General features: G+C 54.4%; 29 protein-coding genes and 1 other RNA gene. 11 read left to right on the forward strand and 19 right to left on the reverse strand.

The window, feature by feature from the left end; genetic code table 11:
- Window positions 1-60: 60 nt before the first annotated feature.
- The 4 genes from ftsL to rsmI form a co-directional block, all read right to left on the reverse strand.
- Window positions 61-309, reverse strand: coding sequence for a cell division protein FtsL (gene ftsL / locus C3Z11_RS13025; protein ID WP_317450679.1), 249 nt, complete (start codon window positions 307-309; stop codon window positions 61-63).
- 90 nt (window positions 310-399) lie between these two features.
- Window positions 400-1,350, reverse strand: coding sequence for a 16S rRNA (cytosine(1402)-N(4))-methyltransferase RsmH (rsmH, locus tag C3Z11_RS13030; protein WP_106478381.1), 951 nt, complete (start codon window positions 1,348-1,350; stop codon window positions 400-402).
- 43 nt (window positions 1,351-1,393) lie between these two features.
- Window positions 1,394-1,747, reverse strand: an RNA gene (gene rnpB / locus C3Z11_RS13035) — RNase P RNA component class A.
- Between the two features lie 35 nt (window positions 1,748-1,782).
- Window positions 1,783-2,640, reverse strand: coding sequence for a 16S rRNA (cytidine(1402)-2'-O)-methyltransferase (gene rsmI, locus C3Z11_RS13040; RefSeq protein ID WP_106478382.1), 858 nt, complete (start codon window positions 2,638-2,640; stop codon window positions 1,783-1,785).
- 120 nt (window positions 2,641-2,760) lie between these two features.
- On the opposite strand from rsmI, the gene C3Z11_RS13045 reads away from it, so the two are divergent.
- The 4 genes from C3Z11_RS13045 to C3Z11_RS13060 all read left to right on the forward strand — a co-directional run bounded on the left by C3Z11_RS13045 (window position 2,761) and on the right by C3Z11_RS13060 (window position 6,168).
- On the forward strand, window positions 2,761-4,557 hold the full coding sequence (locus C3Z11_RS13045) for a penicillin-binding protein activator (RefSeq protein WP_106478383.1): 1,797 nt from the start codon (window positions 2,761-2,763) through the stop codon (window positions 4,555-4,557).
- A 3-nt stretch (window positions 4,558-4,560) separates the two neighbouring features.
- The gene (locus C3Z11_RS13050) at window positions 4,561-4,926 is read left to right on the forward strand and encodes a YraN family protein (protein WP_106478384.1); all 366 of its coding nucleotides are present in this window, start codon (window positions 4,561-4,563) and stop codon (window positions 4,924-4,926) included.
- Window positions 4,927-5,008: 82 nt separating this feature from the next.
- Window positions 5,009-5,602: a phosphoheptose isomerase gene (locus C3Z11_RS13055; RefSeq protein WP_106478385.1), complete on the forward strand. Its 594-nt coding sequence runs from the start codon at window positions 5,009-5,011 to the stop codon at window positions 5,600-5,602.
- A 5-nt stretch (window positions 5,603-5,607) separates the two neighbouring features.
- Window positions 5,608-6,168 carry a BON domain-containing protein gene (locus tag C3Z11_RS13060; protein WP_106478386.1) on the forward strand — a complete coding sequence of 187 codons (561 nt, stop codon included), beginning with the start codon at window positions 5,608-5,610 and terminating at the stop codon, window positions 6,166-6,168.
- A gap of 21 nt (window positions 6,169-6,189) precedes the next feature.
- Here the strand turns inward: C3Z11_RS13060 and C3Z11_RS13065 are convergent, their stop codons facing one another.
- From C3Z11_RS13065 to zapE, 5 genes are all read right to left on the reverse strand, one after another.
- Entirely contained in the window at window positions 6,190-6,678 is a 489-nt protein-coding gene (locus C3Z11_RS13065) for a ClpXP protease specificity-enhancing factor (protein WP_106478387.1), read from the reverse strand.
- A gap of 86 nt (window positions 6,679-6,764) precedes the next feature.
- Complete coding sequence (gene sspA, locus C3Z11_RS13070; RefSeq protein ID WP_106478388.1) at window positions 6,765-7,397, reverse strand: stringent starvation protein SspA; 633 nt, start codon at window positions 7,395-7,397, stop codon at window positions 6,765-6,767.
- A gap of 276 nt (window positions 7,398-7,673) precedes the next feature.
- On the reverse strand, window positions 7,674-8,066 hold the full coding sequence (rpsI, locus tag C3Z11_RS13075) for a 30S ribosomal protein S9 (protein WP_394810215.1): 393 nt from the start codon (window positions 8,064-8,066) through the stop codon (window positions 7,674-7,676).
- 10 nt (window positions 8,067-8,076) lie between these two features.
- Window positions 8,077-8,505, reverse strand: a complete 429-nt coding sequence (gene rplM / locus C3Z11_RS13080) for a 50S ribosomal protein L13 (protein WP_106478390.1) — start codon at window positions 8,503-8,505, stop codon at window positions 8,077-8,079.
- Window positions 8,506-8,671: 166 nt separating this feature from the next.
- On the reverse strand, window positions 8,672-9,826 hold the full coding sequence (zapE, locus tag C3Z11_RS13085; protein ID WP_106478391.1) for a cell division protein ZapE: 1,155 nt from the start codon (window positions 9,824-9,826) through the stop codon (window positions 8,672-8,674).
- A gap of 176 nt (window positions 9,827-10,002) precedes the next feature.
- Here zapE and C3Z11_RS13090 point away from each other — a divergent pair, with 176 nt between their 5' ends.
- A complete protein-coding gene (locus C3Z11_RS13090) occupies window positions 10,003-10,449 on the forward strand; it encodes a YhcB family protein (RefSeq protein ID WP_106478392.1) in 447 nt (148 codons plus the stop codon).
- 97 nt (window positions 10,450-10,546) lie between these two features.
- Here C3Z11_RS13090 and C3Z11_RS13095 read toward each other — a convergent pair whose 3' ends face one another.
- Window positions 10,547-11,305, reverse strand: a complete 759-nt coding sequence (locus C3Z11_RS13095) for a Nif3-like dinuclear metal center hexameric protein (protein WP_106478393.1) — start codon at window positions 11,303-11,305, stop codon at window positions 10,547-10,549.
- A gap of 110 nt (window positions 11,306-11,415) precedes the next feature.
- On the opposite strand from C3Z11_RS13095, the gene C3Z11_RS13100 reads away from it, so the two are divergent.
- Window positions 11,416-12,660, forward strand: coding sequence for a Do family serine endopeptidase (locus tag C3Z11_RS13100; RefSeq protein ID WP_106478394.1), 1,245 nt, complete (start codon window positions 11,416-11,418; stop codon window positions 12,658-12,660).
- Between the two features lie 86 nt (window positions 12,661-12,746).
- Here C3Z11_RS13100 and hisD read toward each other — a convergent pair whose 3' ends face one another.
- The 9 genes from hisD to C3Z11_RS13145 form a co-directional block, all read right to left on the reverse strand.
- Window positions 12,747-14,069: a histidinol dehydrogenase gene (gene hisD, locus C3Z11_RS13105; RefSeq protein ID WP_106478395.1), complete on the reverse strand. Its 1,323-nt coding sequence runs from the start codon at window positions 14,067-14,069 to the stop codon at window positions 12,747-12,749.
- A 17-nt stretch (window positions 14,070-14,086) separates the two neighbouring features.
- Window positions 14,087-14,734, reverse strand: coding sequence for an ATP phosphoribosyltransferase (hisG, locus tag C3Z11_RS13110; RefSeq protein ID WP_106478396.1), 648 nt, complete (start codon window positions 14,732-14,734; stop codon window positions 14,087-14,089).
- Window positions 14,735-14,781: 47 nt separating this feature from the next.
- Window positions 14,782-16,041 (reverse strand): UDP-N-acetylglucosamine 1-carboxyvinyltransferase, encoded by a 1,260-nt coding sequence (gene murA, locus C3Z11_RS13115; RefSeq protein ID WP_106478397.1) that lies wholly within the window; start codon window positions 16,039-16,041, stop codon window positions 14,782-14,784.
- 20 nt (window positions 16,042-16,061) lie between these two features.
- Complete coding sequence (locus tag C3Z11_RS13120) at window positions 16,062-16,331, reverse strand: BolA family protein (protein ID WP_106478398.1); 270 nt, start codon at window positions 16,329-16,331, stop codon at window positions 16,062-16,064.
- A 73-nt stretch (window positions 16,332-16,404) separates the two neighbouring features.
- On the reverse strand, window positions 16,405-16,722 hold the full coding sequence (locus tag C3Z11_RS13125) for an STAS domain-containing protein (protein ID WP_106478399.1): 318 nt from the start codon (window positions 16,720-16,722) through the stop codon (window positions 16,405-16,407).
- Window positions 16,719-17,369: an MlaC/ttg2D family ABC transporter substrate-binding protein gene (locus tag C3Z11_RS13130; RefSeq protein ID WP_106478400.1), complete on the reverse strand. Its 651-nt coding sequence runs from the start codon at window positions 17,367-17,369 to the stop codon at window positions 16,719-16,721. Before C3Z11_RS13130 ends, C3Z11_RS13125 begins: the two co-directional genes overlap by 4 nt.
- A 41-nt stretch (window positions 17,370-17,410) precedes the next feature.
- Window positions 17,411-17,875, reverse strand: coding sequence for an outer membrane lipid asymmetry maintenance protein MlaD (gene mlaD / locus C3Z11_RS13135; RefSeq protein WP_106478401.1), 465 nt, complete (start codon window positions 17,873-17,875; stop codon window positions 17,411-17,413).
- Window positions 17,872-18,654 (reverse strand): lipid asymmetry maintenance ABC transporter permease subunit MlaE, encoded by a 783-nt coding sequence (gene mlaE, locus C3Z11_RS13140; protein WP_106478402.1) that lies wholly within the window; start codon window positions 18,652-18,654, stop codon window positions 17,872-17,874. Before mlaE ends, mlaD begins: the two co-directional genes overlap by 4 nt.
- A complete protein-coding gene (locus C3Z11_RS13145) occupies window positions 18,651-19,466 on the reverse strand; it encodes an ABC transporter ATP-binding protein (protein ID WP_106478403.1) in 816 nt (271 codons plus the stop codon). The genes mlaE and C3Z11_RS13145 overlap by 4 nt, the downstream gene beginning before the upstream one ends.
- Before the next feature lie 261 nt (window positions 19,467-19,727).
- Here C3Z11_RS13145 and C3Z11_RS13150 point away from each other — a divergent pair, with 261 nt between their 5' ends.
- The 5 genes from C3Z11_RS13150 to lptB all read left to right on the forward strand — a co-directional run bounded on the left by C3Z11_RS13150 (window position 19,728) and on the right by lptB (window position 23,235).
- Complete coding sequence (locus C3Z11_RS13150) at window positions 19,728-20,708, forward strand: KpsF/GutQ family sugar-phosphate isomerase (protein ID WP_106478404.1); 981 nt, start codon at window positions 19,728-19,730, stop codon at window positions 20,706-20,708.
- A gap of 33 nt (window positions 20,709-20,741) precedes the next feature.
- Complete coding sequence (locus C3Z11_RS13155; protein WP_262927391.1) at window positions 20,742-21,293, forward strand: KdsC family phosphatase; 552 nt, start codon at window positions 20,742-20,744, stop codon at window positions 21,291-21,293.
- 68 nt (window positions 21,294-21,361) lie between these two features.
- A complete protein-coding gene (lptC, locus tag C3Z11_RS13160) occupies window positions 21,362-21,934 on the forward strand; it encodes an LPS export ABC transporter periplasmic protein LptC (RefSeq protein WP_106478405.1) in 573 nt (190 codons plus the stop codon).
- A 45-nt stretch (window positions 21,935-21,979) separates the two neighbouring features.
- Window positions 21,980-22,513, forward strand: a complete 534-nt coding sequence (lptA, locus tag C3Z11_RS13165; protein WP_106478406.1) for a lipopolysaccharide transport periplasmic protein LptA — start codon at window positions 21,980-21,982, stop codon at window positions 22,511-22,513.
- Complete coding sequence (gene lptB / locus C3Z11_RS13170) at window positions 22,510-23,235, forward strand: LPS export ABC transporter ATP-binding protein (RefSeq protein WP_106478407.1); 726 nt, start codon at window positions 22,510-22,512, stop codon at window positions 23,233-23,235. Before lptA ends, lptB begins: the two co-directional genes overlap by 4 nt.
- Window positions 23,236-23,331 lie beyond the last annotated feature (96 nt).

Raw genomic sequence — 23,331 nt, forward strand, 5'->3', positions numbered from 1 at the left:
GCGATTGGATGGCTTTAGTGGATGGCACCTCGTCAGAGTGTGGACCGTCGTCGTAACGACTCATGGACGAATCACCTTGGTATCACCGACATCGGGCACATGCATTTCGAGTTTATCGCGAGCAAGCTCTTCGATGCGCGAAGGCGCCGACCAGGTGCTTTCTTCCAACAGCAGTCGACTCCATACCGTTTGCAACTGGTCGTGTTCGCGCTCCATCTGCTGCAGACGCGCATATTGCACACGCGTCTGGTGGGCACTGGTCACCACTGCAAATGCAGAGGCCAACACTATTATCAATAGGATCAACACACTCAAGTGAGTCGCCCTGAAGCTTAGCTTGGCCGGCCACTGCCCCGTGTGCTGCTTCCGACCCCGTCCATTACTAGCCATAGCCATGCCTCAAGCAAGCTTCTGCGCAACGCGCATAACGGCACTGCGTGCACGTGGATTGGCATCGACTTCGGCCTCGCCGGGACGCTGCGCCTTGCCGATAGCTTTCAAGCGCTTGTTGAGTTGGTCCTCACGCACCGGCATATGACGAGGCAAATGCATATCGCCTCTCGCCTTGTCACGAATGAAGCGTTTAACGATCCGATCCTCAAGCGAATGAAAGCTGATCACCACCAGTCGACCGCCTACAGCCAAGGCTTCCAATGCTTCATCCAACGCCGTCTCGAGCTGGCCCAGCTCGTCATTGAGATAGATACGCATCGCTTGAAAGGCGCGCGTTGCCGGATGCTTGCCTTTCTCCCAGGCGGGATGTGCGGTTTTCAGCAGCTCAGCCAGCTCACGGGTGTGGGTAATGGGACGCTCGCTGCGCCGTTCGATCACCGCGCGCGCCAGGCGCTTGGCGTAACGTTCCTCGCCATAAGTCTTGAAGACACTGGCAATATCGGCTTCCTTGGCATGATTGAGCCATTGCGCAGCACTCTCGCCTGAGTCGGGGTCCATACGCATATCGAGAGGGCCGTCACGCAAGAAACTGAAACCGCGCGCGCCGTCATCGAGCTGCGGTGAGGATACGCCGATATCGAGCAACACGCCGGAAAGCTGGCCATGCAAGCCATGACGCTTGGCGATGTCACCTAGTGTCGAAAAAGGCGCGCGCTCTATATGAAAACGAGGATCGTCAATAGCTGCAGCAGCGGCAATAGCTTCAGGATCGCGATCGATGGCCAATAAGCGTCCGCGCTCGCTGAGACGGTTCAACACCTCTCGCGAGTGACCGCCTCGCCCGAAAGTGCCGTCAAGATAATGACCATCGCGGTCGTGTATCAAGGCCTCAATCGCGCCCTCGAGCAGGACGCTCTTGTGCATATGGCTTTCACGGACGCGTGACGTTGGGGACATTCGATACTCGATACTGGCTGGCTACATGAGCGGTAAGAAATTAGGAGGGAGTCGGCCTGTAAGCCGGGTTCTGTCGAGGACAGTCATTCCTCTAGGACGCATGTCACCATACGCCTCAAGCAACCTACCCGAACCCAAGTGCGGGCCACACCAATGGGTTCCTATTTGGTCTTGCTCCGAGTGGGGTTTACCATGCCACGAACTGTTACCAGTCGCGCGGTGCGCTCTTACCGCACCCTTTCACCCTTGCCGGCAGCCTAAGCTGCTTAGGCGGTCTACTCTCTGCTGCACTTTCCGTCGGCTCACGCCGCCCAGGCGTTACCTGGCACTCTGCCCTATGGAGCCCGGACTTTCCTCTCCCGGATTAAAATCCGGCAGCGACTGTCCGGCCGACTCCCAAGCGCGCAAGAATACCAGTGCCCCAGCCTGCCCTCAACCATTCTCACGTCGATCCAGTAATCGCTGGTACCACTGCTTCTTGCGGCCGCCTAAAATACGCGCCGCAATATTGGCCGCCTGCTTGACGCCAACGCCTTCTTCCATCAATGCATCCAACAGCATTTCCGATTCAACCGTTGTACTTTCTTCCTGCTCCCGCGCCGGAGCACCAGCGATCATGACAACGAACTCTCCTCGAGCCTGATTGGGATCACTCTCAAGCCTTGCCAGTAGTGCCCGTGGAGTATCATCGAGAAAGGTTTCGAAGGTTTTGGTCAACTCCCGGGCCAGCACAATCCGACGTTCTGCCATAACCGCATCGATATCTTTCAATAGCGCATGAATACGATGGGGCGACTCATAAAAGACGAGGGTCGCCTCATCGGTGACAAGCGCCTCAAGACGCTGGCGCCTTGCGCCTTCCTTAGCGGGAAGAAAGCCTTCAAAGCGAAACCGCTCTGTTGGCAGGCCTGCAGCGGACAGGGCGGCAATCAGTGCACATGGCCCAGGAACAGGAATGACATTCAGTTGAACCTCACGTAGCGCCTTTACCACACGATAACCAGGATCGGAGATCAGTGGTGTCCCCGCATCGCTGATTAATGCCACACGCTGCCCTGCCATTACTGCAGCACGCAGCCGTTCAATACGCCCCGCTTCGTTATGCTCATGCAAGGACAGCATTGGCACTCTCACGCCTAGGTGATCGAGCAGCCGTGCGCTATGGCGGGTATCCTCAGCAGCGATGAGATCCGCCTGGGACAATATCTTGATGGCGCGTTGAGACAGATCCTCAAGGTTACCAATCGGTGTGGCAACCACGTACAATGCGCCTTCACGTGACTCGGTCATTTGACCATCCGATAACTAGTGACGAGGTTTCCGGTATGTAAAAGACATGACCGGATTCGAAAACAGGACTGGCGGAACAATCACGCCGTCATGGATCAAGGCTGACAAGGAACACGACTCATGCGCAATTCGTTGCGGCGTTTGACTGGCATAACATTGGCCGCATTCATTCTGAGCGGCTGCGCAGGCCAATCAATCGTCGACCGTTTCTCCGGTCCTTCTCCGCAAGAACTGCTTACCCAGGCCCAGCAACAGCAAGGTAGCGAGGCTGCGCAGACCCGCCTTCATGCGGCCGACATCCTAGCACGCCAGGGCGATAATGCGCAGGCACTGCAAATTCTCGACACGCTTGACGAGAAATCCTTACCTGCCGAGAGCAAAGGCCAGTGGGCGTTACTGACAACGCGCCTGGCACTTGCACAGGAAGACGGCCAGCGCGCCTTTAACGCCACTCAGGTACTTGATCAAAACGTAGCGCTTTCCAGTGATGAGCGTAATGAACTGCGCAAGCGCCGTGGCTTGGCACAGGCCATGCTAGGCCATGGCCTGGATGCGGCAATTACGCTGATCCAATTGCAAGGCGACAGCGGTGATCTTGGACTCAACGATGATATCTGGCGTCAGCTTACCCGTCTGAGCCCCCAACAGCTCGATGAGGTTGCCCGTCGAGGCGGCTCACTGGCCTCTGGCTGGGTCGATCTGGCTAACTTACGCCGTGAGCGCGACAGTGATATCGCCGGACTGTTTAATGCAGTACGCGGTTGGCAGGCGAGCCATCGCAATCATCCCGCCTCGCAGCGCCTACCTCAGGAGCTTAGCGCACTGCAGGATCTGCAAGGTCAGGAAGTCCATCAAATAGCCGTATTCCTCCCTGAAAGCGGGCCTCTTCAGTCTGTTGCCGATGCCATCCGTGAAGGTATTCGCGCTCGCAGCAACGATGCTGCCAACCAGGGCGAGTCAGCACCTCAGATCATGTTTTATGACACCACTGGGGGTGACATCGACGCGCTTTACGCTCAAGCGATGATGGAAGGTGCCCAAGTCGCGATTGGCCCACTCGACAAGGACAAGGTATCGCAGCTTGAGATGCGCAGTAACGTCCCCATCCCGACGCTGGCACTGAACTACGGCACGCATGCCGATAACAGTGCCAACAATCTGTTCCAGTATGGCCTGTCGGCCGAAGATGAAGCACGCCAGGCGGCCCACCGCGCCTATCTTGATGGGCATCGAAGCGCAGGTATCATGGTGCCTGATAACGACTGGGGCTCTCGCGTACTTGATGCCTTCCGAACACAATGGCAGTACGAAGGCGGCAGCGTCGGCAACGTTGTTATTTATGATCCCAAGGCAGCTGTCGCATCCTCGGTAAAGTCCCTTCTGGGCAGTAGCGCCGGCAGCCGCAACGCGACACGCAACATCGATATGCTGTTTCTGCTTGCGCTGCCCAACTATGCACGTCAGGTGCCACCCACGCTGGATTACTATTACGCCAGCAATCTTCCCATTTATGGCACGTCGCACCTTTACGATGGTCAGCCTCAACCACGCCTCGATCACGATCTGAACGGTGTGCTGTTCTGCGATATTCCATGGCAGATTCCCGACGCTGCCGTGGGCGGCACCGATGCGCTACCTTTCTCGGTCACCTATCAGCACTTCGCGAACAACGATCAAGCGTCCTTGTTGAAACTGCATGCCATGGGTGTCGATGCTTACGAACTGGCACGTCGGCTACCCATTCTTAATGCCGTGCCCGGCAGCGAACTTTACGGCGCAACCGGCATGCTCAAAAACGAGAGCAATAGACGTATTCGTCGTACGCTACCGTGGGCAGAGTTTCGCGATGGCATTCCCCAGCCCCCCAGCATTACGGCAACAAGCAATATTTCTGCCGGATCTGCTGGGCAGCAATAAGCGATGCTACCCAGTGAAAAGCGTCGCCGCGGTCAGGACATCGAAGTCCTGACCGCACACTGGCTCACGGCACAAGGGCTTACAGAAATCGCACGTAATCAGCATGCTCGAGGCGGTGAGATAGACCTGATCATGCGTGATGGCGAAACGCTGGTTTTTGTCGAAGTACGTTACCGTGCCACCACGCGCTATGGTTCCCCGCTTGAAACCGTGACAGTGACCAAGCAGCGCCGCCTGATCAAGGCAGCGCGTTTTTATCTTGCCAATAACCGGCTATCATGCTCGTGTCGCTTCGACGTCGTGGGCGTGACCGGCCACCTTTCAGCACTCGAATTCACCTGGATAAAATCCGCCTTCGATGCCTTTTAATGCGCCATAGCCGTCGCGGCTGACGCTAATCATATGAACAGCATCGAAACGCAGCTTTTCCTATTTACTGTTTAGAGCAATCATGGATTTTCAATCGCGCATTCTCGATCATTTCAACGCCAGTATCGATGCCAAGACTTACGCGAGCGAAGTGCTGCCTCCCTTCATTGAGGCCGCCAGCCAGATGATGGTGCAAAGCTTGATCAATGACGGCAAGATCCTGTCCTGCGGCAATGGGGGTAGCGCTGGAGATAGTCAGCACTTCTCTTCGGAATTGCTCAACCGCTTTGAACGTGAACGTCCTAGCCTTCCTGCGCTGGCATTGACTACCGACACGTCGACATTGACCTCAATTGCCAATGACTACAGTTACAACGATATATTTTCGAAACAGATTCGCGCATTGGGTCAGCCTGGCGATATTCTGTTAGCTATTTCAACCAGCGGTAACTCTGCCAATATTATCCAGGCGATCCAGGCTGCCCACGACCGTGAGATGAGCGTTGTGGCACTAACAGGACGTGACGGGGGAAACATGGCCTCGCTACTCGGCCAGGAAGACTGTGAAATCCGCATACCAGCCACCTCCACGGCACGGATTCAAGAGGTCCATCTACTGGTCATTCATTGTCTTTGTGATTTGATCGACTATCAGCTTTTTGGCAGCAACGAGTGATTATCATGCTTAAATCATATTTCAGTCTGGCGCTACTCGGTCTCGTGCTTGCAACCAGCGGATGCGCCAGCTTTTCTGGCAGTAGCCAACCAAACAGTGGCGTGCGTACGGAAAGTGCGGCGGCGCAAGACAGCACCATTCGTTCGACCATATTCCAGACGCTTGGCAGTAGAGATGCGCGTTTCAACGATGCCCATGTCAATGTTGACGCCTGGAACGGCTATGTTCTGCTCTCGGGTCAGGTGCCCAGCCAAGAACTCAAGGACAAGGCCGAGCAGATCGCACGTAATACCGCCAATGTTCGCAAGGTACACAATGCCTTATCGGTAGCGGCCAATACCTCAACGACACAGCGATTGCGCGACTCCTGGCTGACGACACGTATCACGACCAACTTCGTGACCAGCAACACCATCGACAGTGACCGAGTCAATGTCGTCACTGAAAACAATGTCGTGTACTTGATGGGGATCCTGCATGATTATGAAGTGCAAAATGTGGTCAACACGGCCGCCCAGGTAGGCGGCGTGCAAAAGGTCGTCAAAGTATTCGAATACACTCAGTGAAGCCGGTCGAATCCGGTCCAATCACTTGATGACGCGCAAGGAAGGCCGTCCTTTACTGGGGCGCTCTTCCTTCTGACTTTCATTTTCGGGCTCAGCAGACGCTTCGCTTTCGCTCTTGTCGACAGACTCTAGCTTTACCCCGCCTTTTTCTTCATCGCTGTCATCAACGACATCTGCATCTTCTTCCATACCTGGCATGATGGGCTCATGGCCAAAAACCATGCCTACGCCGTTCTCTCGCGAGTAGATCGCGATCAGCGCATTGATAGGAACCTCAACCTGCATTGGCTGACCGCTAAAGCGCGCATTGAAAGCGATCATGTCATTTTCCATGTACAGATCACGTACCGCACCTGGTGCGATATTCAAGACAATCTGCCCATTTTGAATAAATTGGGTCGGTACGATAACGCCTGGCTGCTCGGCATCAACGACAATGTATGGCGTGTTGTCGTTATCCAGCAGCCATTGATAAAGCGCACGAGTTAAATAAGGACGGCTGGAAAGCATCGCTACACCTTTCGCTGTCTGAAAAAGAAACGCGCGACACATGAGGCCGCGCGACGTAGTAGTTCTATATGACAATCTGCCCTACTTCAGGCACGCAACTCGCGTTCCGCTTCAAGCAGCGAGGCACGAAACGAATCCCGCGAAAACAAGCGCTCCATGTAAGCCTGTAATGGCTTGACCTGCTTTTCAGGCAGGTCAATACCCAAACTTGGCAAACGCCACAGGATGGGCGCGATACAGCAATCGACAAGGGAGAACTCTTCCGTCATGAAAAACGGCAGATCCTCGAAAATAGGACTAATGCCGATCATGCTCTCGCGAAGTTCTTTACGCGCCTGCTCGATCTCCTTCTTCGTCGCGTTCGCGTCGAGAATCGTCGTTACCTTTGTGCACCATTCATGCTCGATGCGGTGCATCCACAGGCGGCTCTGTGCTCGCGCAACAGGATAGACCGGCAACAGCGGCGGATGCGGAAAACGCTCATCGAGATACTCCATCATGACCTTGGACTCATAAAGTACAAGATCGCGATCAAGCAGCGTGGGGACACTGTTATAGGGGTTGAGGTCGGCAAGCTCGCTGGGGGCATTATCTCCCGACACTTCTACTATATCGACTGATACACCCTTTTCAGCGAGGACGATCCTTACACGATGGCTGTAATGATCGTCGCTACCGGAATAGAACGTCATAGACGACCGCTTGGCCACAACTCCCATGAAACTTTCCTCGTATCAATTCGAGCCAAAATGATAGCACGAGCTCTTCAGCTAGTGGGCAATATAGGCAAATGCAGCCAATCTCAGCATGACGTCATCTTCATGCATAAGACAACTGGCGCAGTCCTATAATTATGGTCATATCTGTATGAATCGTCTTCTGGTATCTAGTTATATATCCGATACTGCGACGACACTTACTTTACACGCCTGTGCTCACGACAAAAAACGCCCGGGGCAATCGCACCCGGGCGTTCTGATGTCGATACGCAGAACTTAACGCTTGGAGAACTGCGGACGACGACGTGCTTTACGCAGACCCACTTTCTTACGTTCAACCATACGCGCATCACGCGTTACGTAGCCGGCGTCACGAAGCGGCTTGCGCAGCGTTTCGTTGTATTCCATCAGAGCACGTGTAATGCCGTGACGAATAGCGCCAGCCTGAGCGGAACCACCACCACCCTGGACGGTGACATAGATATCGAACTGCTCGGTGGTGTCGGTCAGTTCAAGCGGCTGACGTACTACCATCTGAGCGGTAACGCGACCGAAGTATTCGTTCAGTTCACGCTTATTGACAGTGATCTTACCGCTACCCGGCTTGAGAAAAACACGAGCCGTTGAGGTTTTGCGGCGACCGGTACCGTAATACTGCTGTGCCATGATAGACCTTCCTTCAGATGTTCAGTTCTTGCGGCTGCTGTGCGGCATGCGGATGCTCGGAGCCTGCATAGACCTTGAGCTTGGAATGCATGGCACGCCCCAGGGGGCCTTTCGGCAGCATACCCTTGACGGCGAACTCGATGACGCGCTGCGGAGCGTGGTCGATCATCTGTTCGAAGGTCATGGAACGCAGACCACCCGGATAACCGGTATGGCGATAGTAATTCTTGGCCGCAGCCTTATTGCCAGTAACACGTACTTTCTCAGCGTTAATAACGATGATGTAATCACCAGTATCAACGTGAGGCGTGTATTCTGCTTTGTGCTTACCACGCAGACGACGGGCAAGTTCTGTCGCCAGACGGCCGAGAGTCTTGTCGGTCGCGTCGACAACGAACCAGTCGCGCTGGACGGTCTGCGATTTGGCGCTGAACGTCTTCATGAGTGAAATCACCTCAGTCGGGTTTCAGGCTTGGAAAAAAGCAAATGCCTTGAAACCAATCCCTATTTTTCTTGGTTGCCCTGAATCAAAAAACCCAGGCCAACATCGAGCGAGCGCGCATTATACAAGCCCAATCAAGGCAAGTTAAGACGCACAGTAAAATAAATCAGGGTTTATGCGGCAGCGCCAGATATTCATGCGATTGCATTTCCTGAAGACGAGACAAGGTACGCTCGAATTCAAATGCCAGATCACCGCCGGTATAAAGGTTTTCGGGCGCAGCTTCAGCCGTCATCAACAGCTTGACGCCACGATCATAAAACTCATCGACCAGATTGATGAAACGACGAGCCTGGTCGGCATTGTCTCCCCCCATCACAGGTACTTCTGATACCAACACGGTATGGTACTCCCGCGAGAGCTCTATATAGTCATTCTGGCTTCTCGGACCATCACACAAGGCGCTGAATGTGAACCAGACCACGCCTTCACATAGCCGCTTAGCGTTCAGTGTGCGGTTGTTGATGGTCAGCGCGGCATCAGCCTTCCCCTTATTACCCGCCACTTTTTCAAAGCTTCCCTCTAGCGCCTTCTCAGCAGCGGCATTTGCTGGATAATGGAAGATTTCTGCCTGTTCTAGCGTTCGCAACCGATAGTCGATGCCGGAATCGACGTTAACGATCTCACAATTGCGCTTTAGCAGATCAATTGCCGGAAGAAAGCGTGCGCGCTGAAGGCCATTTTTATACAGATCATCAGGTACAATATTTGACGTTGCGACCAGCACCACGCCTTGGGCAAAGAGCGCCTCAAGCAGATTGGCCAGAATCATCGCATCGGTAATATCCTTGACAAAGAACTCATCGAAGCAGATGACTCGCGCCTCACGCGCAAACTTGGCGGCAATCAGCGTCAGGGGATTCTTTTCGCCTTTATGTATCTCCAACTCACGATGGACACGCTGCATGAAGCGGTGGAAATGGGTACGCATCTTGTCCGAAAACGGCAGACTGTCATGAAAAGTATCGACCAGATAAGTCTTGCCACGCCCAACACCACCCCAGAAATACAAACCCATGACCCTCGGTTTGGCCGGAGCTTCAGGCGGCGTCTGCTTACGCCCGAAGAGCCCTGAAACACGCCCTTTCAATCCTCCATTATCCGAGACATGAGTTTTAGGCGTTGGCTTGGGGGTCGAGATCAGTTCGTCGTAAAGTCGCTGAAGATGCTTGACTGCGCGCTCCTGCGCTTCGTCATATTGAAAATCTTCACGCTTCAGGTCAGCCTGGTACTTTGCTAGGGGCGGTTGTTGAACACTCATGTGCTTTCGGTACGCTCGTAAAATCGTGAAATGTGGGCTTTAGTATAAAGTTTTCCGCCACTATAGGCACGATAGGGCAAGGCAATACGTTGACCCTGGGTACACGCGCCCTCTTATAATAGAGCCAGCGGGAATTGGCTGAGGATACATCAGCCTGAAATAAACAGGAGAGGCTTGTGAACGAAAGCAACATCGACTGGATCTTGGCGCTGGCGTGCTTGCTGGCAGGTATTGGCATTGGCGCGATAGGCTATCATTTGCTCAACGCCAACGTGGCACGTAACCAGAAGGTCAGACAAAAGCTTGCCGAAACCGAGCTGGAACTCAACCAGGTCCGTGATTCATTGAATAATCATTTTGCGCAAGCCGCTGAACTCATTAGCAACATCCAGCGTCAGAGTCAGGAATTGCAGCAGCAGATTATGCTGGGCGCCGACAAACTGAGTGATGACGTCCAGCTTAAGCGCCGCCTGCATCAACAAGGAGGTGAAGAGCTGGTCGATGATGAAAATGAATCGTCGCTATATGCGCCGCGCGATTATGCTGAGGGCACGGACATGTCCGATGATTATGTTATCGCGCCCAAACATGAGCAGGATTCCACTCAGCCGCCCCGCTACTGACGTTCAACGCTCAAATAGTACAGGCGGATTTGTTCGCCTGTACTTTCTCTTCTCCCTCATGCTTTCGCTGTATCAGCGCGTCGACATCTGCAACTCACTAGGCTGGGTTATCGATATCAACGAAGCGATGGGTAATGGGATACTGCGCAGCCAGCCAGTTGCCTAGCGCCTCAATACCGTAGCGTTCCGTGGCATGATGACCAGCAGAAAAGTAGCTGATGCCCTGCTCACGGGCCAGATGCGTTGTACGCTCGGATATTTCGCCGGAAACAAAGGCATCCACACCCGCATCCGCCGCCGCACTGATCATGTCTTGAGCTCCCCCGGTACACCAGGCAATCTTGCGAATATCGCGATTATGCCCTTCAATTACCAACGGCGGGCGCCTTAGCACATTCTCAATATGTGCTGCCATCGCCTGATTGCTCATCGGCGCGTCGGGAGTGCCAAAAAATAGAATGCCTTCTCCCAAAGGGGCGTCAATCGCGCCTTCGACCGACCAGCCTAGCTTTTTAGCCAGCATGGCATTGTTACCAAGCTCAGGATGGGCATCGAGGGGCAAATGGTAAGCGACAAGATTAATGTCATTATTAAGCAGGGTGGCAATGCGCTGATGCTTCATACCCGTAATGGCTACCGGTTCATTTTTCCAGAAGTAGCCATGGTGAACCAGCACCATATCAGCCTCCCACGCGACAGCCTCGTCAAGCAGCGCCTGACTTGCCGTTACGCCTGTCATGATCTTTTCAAGACGCTCACATCCCTCCACTTGAAGCCCATTGATAGTGTAATCCTTGAAACGGTTCGACCCTAAAAGGTCTTCCATGGCATGAATAAGTATGTTTCGTGCAATCATCAAGGCCTCCGGGCAAGCAAAATTATACAATGATACACTAGGCCCCATTGTAGGGGCGGCGCACCTGCCCTTCGACCATTTTCCAGACGCCTCTTGATAAGGATGTATAGATGCGCCGATTTCTGGTGCCCCTGATCTGGCCTGTACTTAGCGGCATTTTGCTGGCGTTTGTATTGTTAGATCATGTCCCGCAACTCATAGGCCCCTCCGCTGTTTCAAACTCTGAGACTTTGATATCTGCCCCAGCATCTCATTCCGTGCTGCAGGCGTCCACAGAGATTCACCGGACGCCCACGGTACGTGAAGCCACTGCGTTCAATCGCCATGATGGCCCCGCCAGTTACGCCGATGCCGTTGATAGCGCGGCCCCGGCAGTGGTTAACGTTTACTCATCGCGATTGATCGAAAATGACCAGCACCCCTTGATGTCCGACCCTTTCTTTCGCCAGTTTTTTGGCGATGGAACGCCGACACGTCGGCGTATGCTTTCCAGCCTGGGTTCCGGCGTCATTGTCAGCCCGGAGGGCTACGTGCTGACCAACAACCATGTCATCAGCGGTGCCGACGAAATCCAGGTCGCACTACGTGATGGAAGGGAAACGTTGGCCAAGGTCATCGGCACCGATCCAGAAACGGATCTGGCCGTCTTAAAAATCGATCTCGGCAATCTTCCCGTTATCGCCCTAGCTGACTCCGCCAATATCAAGGTAGGCGATGTCGCGCTGGCGATAGGCAACCCTTTCGGGGTGGGCCAGACGGTCACCATGGGAATCATCAGCGCAACGGGCCGCACTCACCTAGGCCTGAACGCCTACGAGGACTTCATTCAAACAGACGCAGCCATTAACCCAGGCAATTCAGGTGGTGCGCTGGTTAATGCAGAAGGTGCACTGGTCGGTATCAATACCGCCATCTTTTCACGTTCAGGCGGCTCTCAGGGCATCGGCTTTGCCATTCCGACCAATCTGGTACGCGACATTCTCAACGATCTGGTGGTACGCGGACGGGTTATTCGCGGCTGGCTGGGCATAGAAGCACAAGAGATATCTTCAGCCCTGGCGAACTCGTTTAATATCAAGGCTCCACGAGGGGTGGTCGTTACCAGCGTTGTCCCCGATGGTCCAGCGGACCGAGCAGGCGTCAAGTCTGGCGATATCATCCTTTCCATAGACGGTGCCCCGATGCTTGATGCACAGGCGGCGATGGTCGATATTGCCGAGGTTCAGCCCGGACACGAACTGCCGCTACAGCTATATCGCAACGGTAAACGCATCAATGTCACCATTCAGGTAGGTGAGCGCCCTTCTCGTCAAACCCCAGCACTCACCGGCCAATCGCCCCAGCCTGCTAACTGATTGCATAAAAAAGCCCCGCAAAGCGGGGCTTTTTACGAATAACGTATGCATTGACATTGGAATGACACGTGCAGCGATGCTCGTCCCTAGCTATTGCTCTTCGGCATACGGTTTTCAGCAGAACGGGCATGGGCTGTCAACGATTCACCACGGGCCAACACTGATGCGGTTTGCCCAAGCACCGCCGCCCCCTCTGGAGAACACTGAATCAGTGACGAGCGTTTTTGGAAATCATAAACACCCAAGGGAGAGGCAAAGCGCGCCGTGCCCGATGTAGGCAATACATGATTGGGCCCAGCACAGTAATCGCCAAGCACTTCGGCGGTGTAACGTCCCATGAAGATGGCCCCGGCATGACGCACCTGCTCGGCCATGGCTGCAGGATGCTCAACCGATAATTCCAGATGCTCAGGGGCAATACGGTTGGTAAGCGCTATCGCCTCCTCTTCACTCGACACTAGAATCAACGCACCACGCCCGCTTAGTGATGCCTCAATGATCGCCTCACGCTCCATGGTCGGCAGTAGCTTTTCAATGCTTGCAGCTACAGCGTCTCGGTGAGCGCTGTCCCAGGTAATCAGAATGGATTGAGCATCTTCATCGTGCTCGGCTTGCGAGAAAAGATCCATCGCCAGCCAGTCAGGATCGGTTCCACCGTCGGAGATCACAAGAATTTCCGAAGGGCCGGCAATCATGTCGATACCCACCTGGCCAAATACAGCACGCTTTGCGGTCGCCACGTAGATATTGCCGGGACCGACAATCTTGTCGACGCGCAGCACGCTTTCAGTCCCATAAGCCAACGCTGCGATGGCCTGGGCACCGCCGATAGTAAATACACAATCGATACCGGCCACGTGAGCTGCAGCAAGTACCAGTTCGTTCACGACGCCATCCGGCGTAGGAACCACCATGACGACTTCAGCTACGCCCGCAACACGGGCCGGAATTACGTTCATCAATACCGATGAGGGATACGCTGCCTTCCCCCCCGGCACATAAACACCCACCCGATCTAGCGGCGTCACCTTTTGGCCAAGCATGGTGCCATCAGCCTCAGTATATGACCATGATTCCGGCTTTTGTCGCTCATGGTACTCACGGATACGCTGAGCGGCCGTAGCCAGCGCTTCACGCTGCTGTTCAGAAATATTCTTGTAGGCTTCTGCAAGCCGCTTGGCATCCAGCGTCAACTCAGTCATGGATGACACTTCAAGCCGGTCGAAGCGATGGGTCATTTCAAGCACGGCAGCATCGCCCCGACTTCTAACCGCAGCGATAATATCATCGACTCGCTGCTGTACACCCTTGTCGGAAACGCTTTCCCATGCCAGTAACGCATCAAGGCGAGCGTCGAAATCATCATCCCGGCTGGATAACAGCGCCGGGCCCCGTAGCTTGTTATTCATATCGGGCTCCGCTGGGTTTAGGTCTCGCTGCGCCGCTTGTTCACGGCCTCACGCAGCCGCTCGACAAGCGGTGTAATACGCTCATGCTGCATGGTCATGGATGCCTTGTTGACGACAAGACGCGTGCTGATCTCAGTGATAAGTTCACGCGGCTCCATGCCATTGGCACGCAACGTGTTGCCGGTATCGACAATGTCGACGATTTCATCGGCAAGGTTCATCAACGGTGCCAACTCCATCGCCCCATAAAGCTTGATGACCTCTGCCTGAATCCCCTGGCTGGCATAATAACGCCGAGCAATATTGACGAACTTGGTCGCCACACGGCGTCTCGCATGACGAGGTGCACCCCCCATAATACCGGCCGTCATCAGACGACAGCGGGAGATGTTGAGATCCAGCGGCTCATACAGGCCTTTTGCGCCGTGTTCCATCAAGACGTCCTTGCCCGCCACACCGATGTCAGCCGCCCCTAGTTGAACGTAGGTAGGCACATCGGTGGCGCGAATGACAACAAACTTGACGTCGGGCAGGTTGGTGTCAAATAGCAGCTTACGGCTCTTGTCTAGATCTTCTGCAGGCACGATGCCCGCATCGGCCAGCAGCGGCAGAGTCTCTTTCAGAATGCGCCCTTTCGAGAGGGCAAGAATCAATGGTTTGCTCATGGTCCCGAGTCGCGGTCTGGGCCGTCAGAGGACGGCCCGGTGAACAATCAGCGCGGCACTCGTCTGATCTGAGCGCCTAGCAATCGCAGTTTTTCTTCGATGCATTCATAGCCACGATCGATATGGTAGATGCGATCGACGGTCGTTTCGCCCTGGGCGACAAGTGCAGCAATAACCAGACTCGCCGAGGCGCGCAGATCAGTCGCCATGACGGGCGCGCCGGAGAGCTGTTCGACGCCCGAGACCAGCGCCGTGTTGCCTTCAATCGTAATATCCGCTCCCATACGATTGAGCTCCTGCACATGCATGAAGCGGTTTTCGAAAATCGTCTCTACTACCCGTCCTATGCCTTCAGCGACAGCGTTCATCGCCATGAACTGCGCCTGCATATCAGTGGGAAATGCCGGGTAAGGTGCGGTACGTATGTTGACCGCCTTGGGGCGTTTGCCATGCATATCGAGAGTAATATAGTTCTCCCCGACACTGATTTCCGCGCCAGCTTCTTCGAGCTTGATCAGTACCGCTTCCATGATATCAGCACGCGTATTGCGTACTTTCACTCGGCCGCGTGTCGCCGCGCCGGCCACGAGAAAGGTGCCGATCTCGATGCGATCAGGCATGACATCGAAATGACAGCCGTGCAAGCGCTCAACGCCATCGATTACGATCGTGCTACTGCCGTGTCCAGAAATCTGCGCACCCATGGCGATCAGGCATTCAGCCAGATCGACCACTTCCGGCTCGCGGGCGGCGTTTTCAAGCACAGTGCGGCCCTGCGCCAGTGTCGCTGCCATCAGTAGATTTTCGGTGCCGGTTACCGTAACGGTATCGAGCACAATGTGTGCACCCTTCAGACGCTCATCGACTCGCGCACGGATGTAGCCATTCTCGACACGGATGTCTGCCCCCATTGCCTGGAGACCGCGAATATGCAGATCAACGGGGCGTGTACCGATCGCACAGCCACCCGGCAGGGATACATCGGCAGTACCATAGTGTGCCAGCAGCGGCCCCAGCACGAGAATCGATGCGCGCATTTTTTTGACCAGATCGTAAGGCGCATGACAATCACGTACACGGCCCCCGAGCTGCACGCTCATCTTCTCGCCCATGACAGGCTCGATACCCATCCGCCCCAGCAGTTCAAGGGTGGTGGTAATATCCTGCAGATGCGGCAGATTCCCGATGACGACAGGTTCCTCGCAAAGGAGCGTAGCCGCCAGAATCGGCAATGCCGAGTTCTTGGCGCCTGAAGCCCATACCTCGCCTGTCAACGGTACACCACCGCTGATAATCAACTTATCCATGCATATGTTTTCCAGCGTTCTTAAGCTTGCGGACCGTTCGGCTGCGGGTTTTCCGCTGCACTTGCCCACTGTTGCGGCGTAAAGGTCTTGATACTGACGGCATGCAAGGCGCCGCTGGCAATCTCATCGGACAAGGCCGAATAAATCAATTGCTGGCGTTTGACGGGCGTCAGTCCGGTAAAGATTTCTCCTACAGCGATGACCTTAAAGTTGCAGCCTTCGCCCTGGATATGGAACTCGCAATCATCAATACGCGATTCCAGACGTGTCTTGACGTCATTAGGTTGCATTGTCGCGTTCACTCCTGTGGATGACGAATTTACGCCTATGGTAAATGAAAAGGGAGGTGAAACGCGATTTTGTTCAGGCAGGAAATATTTCTTCCAAGTCTGCCAGTTCGACAAGCCCACGCAGACCCGGGGAAAGTTTGATGGCACTGATGCTTACATCGTGCCGGGACGCATCACGTATCCATTCAAGCAGTACTGAAAGCATGGCACTGCTGACACTTTCAACACCGCTTGCGTCAAGCACGAGCGCATCCTTGCGCTCATCGATCCACTTCCTGCCCGCAGCAGCAAGCGGCGCGGCATCATCAAAATCAGGTGCTCCACTTACGCGGAGCACCTGTTCATCAGCAATCAAGCAAACGTCACCATGATCATAGAGCGTGGTGGTCATTGCGGCTGGCCGTCCTGACCGCCTTCTTGCAGGTCGACATCGGGAGACCATGAGCTGATGACACGATCAAAATCACGATTGTTATCGCGCATCGCCTGATCGAACTGATTACGGAACGTAAGCCCCAGGTTAATGCCATTGACCACGACATTGATCACTTTCCAGCCATTTTGACGCTGCTTGAGCGTAAACGAGACCGGATAGCTCTGCCCGTTACGAGCAATGATTTCCATCTGTACATTAGCCTGGTCCTCGTATCGCTGGGGGCTTTGCTCATCCAGCACGCGCAGGGTTTCGTAATCGAACGTCACCAGGCCATTGGAGTAAGTATCTATCAGCGTTTGCTTGAATACATCGGAAAAACGCGAACGCTGCTCAGGTGAAGCCGCTTTAAAATATTTACCCATCACACCTGCGGAGATGTAATGGTAATCAACAATGGGGTCGAGTGTATCGTTGACAAGCGACTTGAGCTCATTGTGATGCTGATTGTAATAATCGCGGCGATTTTCCAGCTTCGACATCAAGGCATCGACGCTATTTTTAACCACTGCCACCGGCGATTCTTGTGCTGCCTGCGCACTTAAGGCGCTCAAACTAGCCAGAATGGTCAACATGACGAGGCAATATTTGAAAAGCTGCTTCATCCAAATCTCCTAATAATAAACTAAGGTATCGAACTATACGTTCAGTCTTTGCCCATACTGGACACGAACTGCTGAATAAGCTCTTCCAGTACCAAAGCCTGCTGGGTATCACGGATTGTGTCGCCATCTTTCAAGGTTTCGGGGTCGCCTCCCGTACTCAAGCCGATATACTGCTCACCTAAAAGCCCAGAGGTCAGAATGGCTGCGGTCGTATCCTGGGAGAGCTTGCCTTCAAGATCCTCATCGATCTGCATTGTGACCCGGCCTTCGTACCATTTAGGGTCGAGTTCAATGCTGGTAATCCTCCCCACCGTCACACCGGCCATCGTTACTTTTGAGCGCGCCTTGAGACCGCCTATGTTGCTGAAGTTAGCATAGAGCGTGAATGTCTGATCCGCTCGAGATGGCGTCAGACCACTCACCTGCAAGCCGAGAAATACCAGTCCCAGGAAGCCGGCAAGTACGAACAGGCCTACCCCGCCTTCAATCCATTTACTGCGCTTCATCCAAACTCTCCAAACATCAGCGCGGTCAGCACAAAATCAAGGCCGAGGACCGCGAGTGAGCCATATACCACGGTACGTGTCGTCGCGCGTGAAATGCCCTCGGACGTCGGTACGAGGTCGTATCCTTGAAAGACGGCGATCCAGGTCACAACAAGACCAAAGATGACACTTTTGACCATGCCGTTCAGGATGTCGTTAACGAAATTGACGCTGCTCTGCATATTGCTCCAGAAAGAACCCGCATAGACACCGAGCCAGTCAACCCCGACCAGATAGCCGCCATAAATACCCACGACGCTAAAGAACACCGTCAGGACGGGAAGAGAGACAAAGCCCGCCCATAGCCGTGGCGCAACAACGCGGCGCATCGGGTCGACACCGATCATCTCCATGCTAGTGAGCTGTTCGGTCGCTTTCATCAGGCCTATCTCCGCCGTAAGCGCCGAGCCGGCGCGCCCCGCGAACAGCAACGCAGTAACCACCGGCGCAAGCTCACGCAGAAGCGAGAGTGCCACCATCTGGCCAAGCGCCTCATCGGCACCAAAGCCGACCAGTACGACATATCCCTGCAAGGCGATTACCATCCCGATGAACAGACCCGACACTAAAATGATCGGCAAGGAAAGCACGCCAACGAAATGCATCTGCTGCAGCCACAGGCGAAAACCTTCTGCCCGCGGTATACCGATGAAGGCCTGAACGAGAAATATTGCTGATCGTCCCAACGCCTCCAACGCATCGAGCGAGACTCGCCCAAGAGCGACAATACGATTGATCATCGCTGCTGCCCCCTGCCTGCCAGAATATCGTCATAAAAGTTCGCGGCGGGATAATGGAACGGTACGGGGCCATCAGGCTTGCCATGAACGAATTGGCTGACGCGCGGATCAGCCTCGGCATTTAAGCTCTGGGGGGTACCGTGCGCCATTACCTTGCCATCGGAGATGACGTAAACATAGTCGGCGATGGTAAGTGTCTCCTTGATATCATGAGACACCACAATAGCCGTCATGTTGAGCGCCTGATTCAAGTTACGAATCAACTGTACCAATACTCCCATGGAGATAGGATCCTGGCCGACAAAAGGCTCGTCATACATGATCAGATCGGGATCAAGCGCAATAGCGCGGGCCAGAGCAACGCGCCGGGTCATACCACCGGACAGCTCGGCCGGCATGAGATGACGCGCACCACGCAGCCCCACAGCCTGCAGCTTGATCAAGACCAGATCACGAATCATCGATTCAGGCAGGTCCGTATGCACACGCAGCGGAAACGCAACATTTTCAAAGACACTGAGATCAGAAAACAGCGCACCGCTTTGAAACAGCATGCCCATACACCGGCGCATCCGAAATAACGCTTTTCGAGACAAGCGGTGCACATCCTGGCCAGCGATATGCACCTGCCCAGCTTCAGGGGTCAACTGCCCGCCGATTAGCTTTAAAAGCGTGGTCTTACCGGTACCGCTCGGCCCCATGATGGCAGTAATCTTGCCTCGCTGAACGCGCAGGTCAACACCTGAAAAAATCTCACGCCCGGAGCGCGAGAATTTCAGTCCTTTGACATCGACTAGTATTGAGTCGGTCATGCGACTCCTATCTTGTTCATAAAATTATCGAACATCGTATCCGAATTCTGCCAACCACCGCCAGTGCATCTTGCAAAGGCCTGACACGATACGTTTAATGGCACCCCACGACGCTTGGCCCCATGGGTGTGCGGTAGATGCGGCTTACAAAGCCCCGATGTGACTCACCGGGTTAACGGCCCCATGACAGCCCTATCGGCTTGGCGTATCGTGCAGCTCTTAGCGCCTTGGGCGTGTCGATGAACAGTCCGGATCGGTACCATGACAATCAATTCCGACCATGATTTTCGCGCTAGTGCGCGGCGCACATTGATTCTAGAACAGACCGCGATTGGCGATTTGATTCCCAAGCTGGGCGATGAGTTTGATCATGCCTGCCGGCTTATCCTCACCTGCAAGGGACGAGTCGTTGTGACAGGAATGGGAAAATCGGGGCATATCGGGCGCAAAATAGCCGCCACGCTCGCCAGCACCGGCACACCAGCCTTTTATATTCACCCCGGCGAAGCCAGCCATGGCGATCTTGGCATGCTCACACATGACGATCTGGTCATCGCGTTGTCCAACTCAGGTGAGACAGCCGAAATTACTGCCCTGTTGCCCTGGCTAAAACGTATGGGTATTTGTCTCATCAGCATGTCGGGACGTGATGACTCCACGTTGGCCCGCTACGCCGACGCCCATCTAGACGCCAGCGTCGAAAAGGAAGCATGTCCCCTCAATCTTGCACCCACCTCATCGACAACCGCTGCCCTGGCATTAGGTGATGCGCTAGCCATCGCCTTGCTTGAAGCACGCGGCTTCAGTGCTGAGGACTTTGCGCTTTCCCACCCAGGCGGCACACTAGGACGACGTCTACTTATCAAAGTAGAAGATGTAATGCACGGCGGCCTACAGTTACCTAGCGTGCCTGCAGGGAGTCCTCTACGCGACGCTTTGCTTGAAATCACCCGCAAGGGGTTAGGGTTTACCTGCGTTTTGTCACCCGATGGCAGGTTAGCGGGAATTTATACCGACGGCGATCTACGCCGAACATTGGATAACTACGGGGACCTGCGCCACGTTCGAATCGATGACGTGATGACCCCCGGCGGCAGAACCGTACCGCCTGACATGCTCGCCGCCGAAGCGGTGCGGATCATGGAACAGCACCGGATTACGGCACTAGTCGTCATCGACGATGAGTACCATCCGATCGGCGCGCTGAAAATGCAGGATCTTCTGACCAGTGGCGTGATCTGAACCGACGCCAGACGTTACATCAAGGAACACAACATGGTCCATATTCCCGTAAGCGCTGAGATCCTTACTCAGGCACGCACCATCAAATTGCTTGCACTTGATGTTGATGGCGTTTTGACGGATGGCCGTCTCCACTATCAAGATGATGGCAGAGAAAGCAAAAGTTTCAATATTCTTGACGGTCAAGGCATCCGCTTGCTGATTCAAAGCGGTGTATCAATTGCGATTATTACCGGAAGAGAGTCGTCCATGGTATCACGTCGTGCACAGGAACTGGGTATTGCGCACGTCCATCAGAAATGCAAGGACAAATGGACAGTACTGACGACACTGGCCGACGAACTGGGGCTTGAGCTAAAACAGATTGCCTATTGTGGCGATGATTTGCCTGACCTTTACACGATCTGTCACGTTGGGCTGGGGTTATCCGTACCCAATGCGCCAGAATATATTCGCTCACGGGCCAGGTATGTTACTCAGCAAGCAGGTGGACAGGGTGCGGTACGCGAAATTTGTGAACTTATCATTCAGGCACAAGGCGGTTGGGATGCCATCATGGCACACTATCAGCATGAACAACATTGACGTTCCTGCACTTCTTACGGACGCTTTACGTGTGAGACAGGGCATGCTTGCAGAGGACACTCCCGGTTATGGCGCTCACCTTTAAGCGACTGTCCCCCAAAATATGGTTAGTTGTCATGCTTCTGGCGCTCGGTGGCGTGCTTGCGCTGTTCGAACAGCGCGGCATCGTTACTGCCCCAGGTCCTTCTCCAGATACCGAAGAGGGCGAGCCTGACTATTATCTTGAGGGCGCCACTTATACCCACTTCGATGCCAAGGGACAGCCTTATCAGACGTTGACATCACCGCGTGTCAGCCATCTGCCGGCCGATGATATTACCTTAGCGCGACAGCCCCACGTTGAGCTTGTCGGCAAGGATCAGCATATCTGGCAGGCCGATGGAGACAGTGCCGAAATTGGCCCCAACAATGACACGCTCAAACTGATAGGCAATGCGAAATTGCTTGAGCCCACCGAAGGCTGGCAGCTCGAAACGGATGTATTACATTATGATCGGCGCGACGCTCATGCCTGGAGTGACAGCGAAACACGCCTGAGCCAGCATGAACAGCGCATGCGCGGCGATAGTTTCGATGCCTGGATTAATGAAGATCGAATGATACTGGACGGCAACGTGCGCGGCACTCTTCCGCCCCAATGAAGACGAACCGCCATATTGCCGCTCACCGGATAAGGAAATGAATTCATGACTCGCGCTCTGCTCGCCTGCTCCACTGCTTTCGCTCTGGCCTTTGGTGCCTCGAATGCATTTGCGCTCGATAGCGATGCTAATAAGCCTATCAATATCGCAGCCGACAAGTTGCAGATTGATGATCGGGCAGGTACTGCCATCTACACCGGCCAGGTCCATATGGAGCAAGGCACAATGAAGCTCGATGCCGACCGAGTCGAGATCACCCGCGGCAATGCCGGGGGCGTATCGAAAGTCAATGCCAAGGGCAATCGTGCCTACATTGAGCAGCTACCTGCGCCTGACGATGCCACTGTCAAAGGCTGGGGCAATACCATTATCTACCATGCCGATACGCGACGAGTTGAACTGATTGGCAATGCCGAACTCCACCAGGCACAAGACACCTTCACCGGTGGCTATGTCGAATATTATCTTGACCGCCGCCAGGTCAACGCTCGCAGCAGCGAGAGCCAAAGCGGCCAGAGCCAGAATGGCCGTGTCCGTATGACGCTGACGCCCAATAGTCAGGGAAGCGATTCGCAATGAAGAGTTTGAACGTTGCGCATCTAGCCAAGAGTTTCAAGGGCCGCCGTGTCGTCCAGGACATCAGCCTGTCGATCAGACAGGGCGAAATCGTCGGCCTGCTCGGCCCGAATGGCGCGGGCAAGACAACCTCATTTTATATGATCGTCGGCCTGATCCGCGCCGATGCTGGCCGCATCACTATTGATGAAGTCGATCTGTCCCATAAGCCGATGCACGAGCGTGCCCGTGCCGGTATTGGCTATCTTCCACAGGAAGCGTCGATCTTTCGCAAGCTGAGCGTCGCCAATAACATCATGGCCATTCTTGAGATGCGCAAGGATCTCGACCGTAGCGCCCGTAAGCAGCGCCTTGAGCAGCTACTTGAGGAATTCAGTATCGGGCATATTCGTGATAACCAAGGACTAAGCCTGTCGGGGGGCGAGCGACGGCGTGTAGAAATCGCCCGCGCCCTGGCGACCGAGCCGGCCTTCATCCTGCTTGATGAACCTTTTGCCGGTGTCGACCCGATCTCGGTAGGTGAAATCAAGGGCATTATTCGTCAATTGCGCGCCCGCAACATTGGCGTACTAATCACCGATCACAATGTTCGTGAAACGCTCGATATCTGTGACAACGCCTATATTGTTGGTAGTGGCCAGATCATCGCCGAAGGTGATTCCAGCGCCATCCTGGCCAATCAGCATGTTCGTGACGTTTATCTTGGCCATGAGTTCCGGCTTTAATCGTGCCACTATAACATCTAGTACTTTTTTACAAGGTGGCATGAAAATTGCTTAAAAGCGCGCAATAGTGCTTGCAAGCCAGACGCGAGGTGGATA

The sequence above is a fragment of the Phytohalomonas tamaricis genome, assembly GCF_003012345.1.
Taxonomy (GTDB): Bacteria; Pseudomonadota; Gammaproteobacteria; order Pseudomonadales; family Halomonadaceae; genus Phytohalomonas; species Phytohalomonas tamaricis.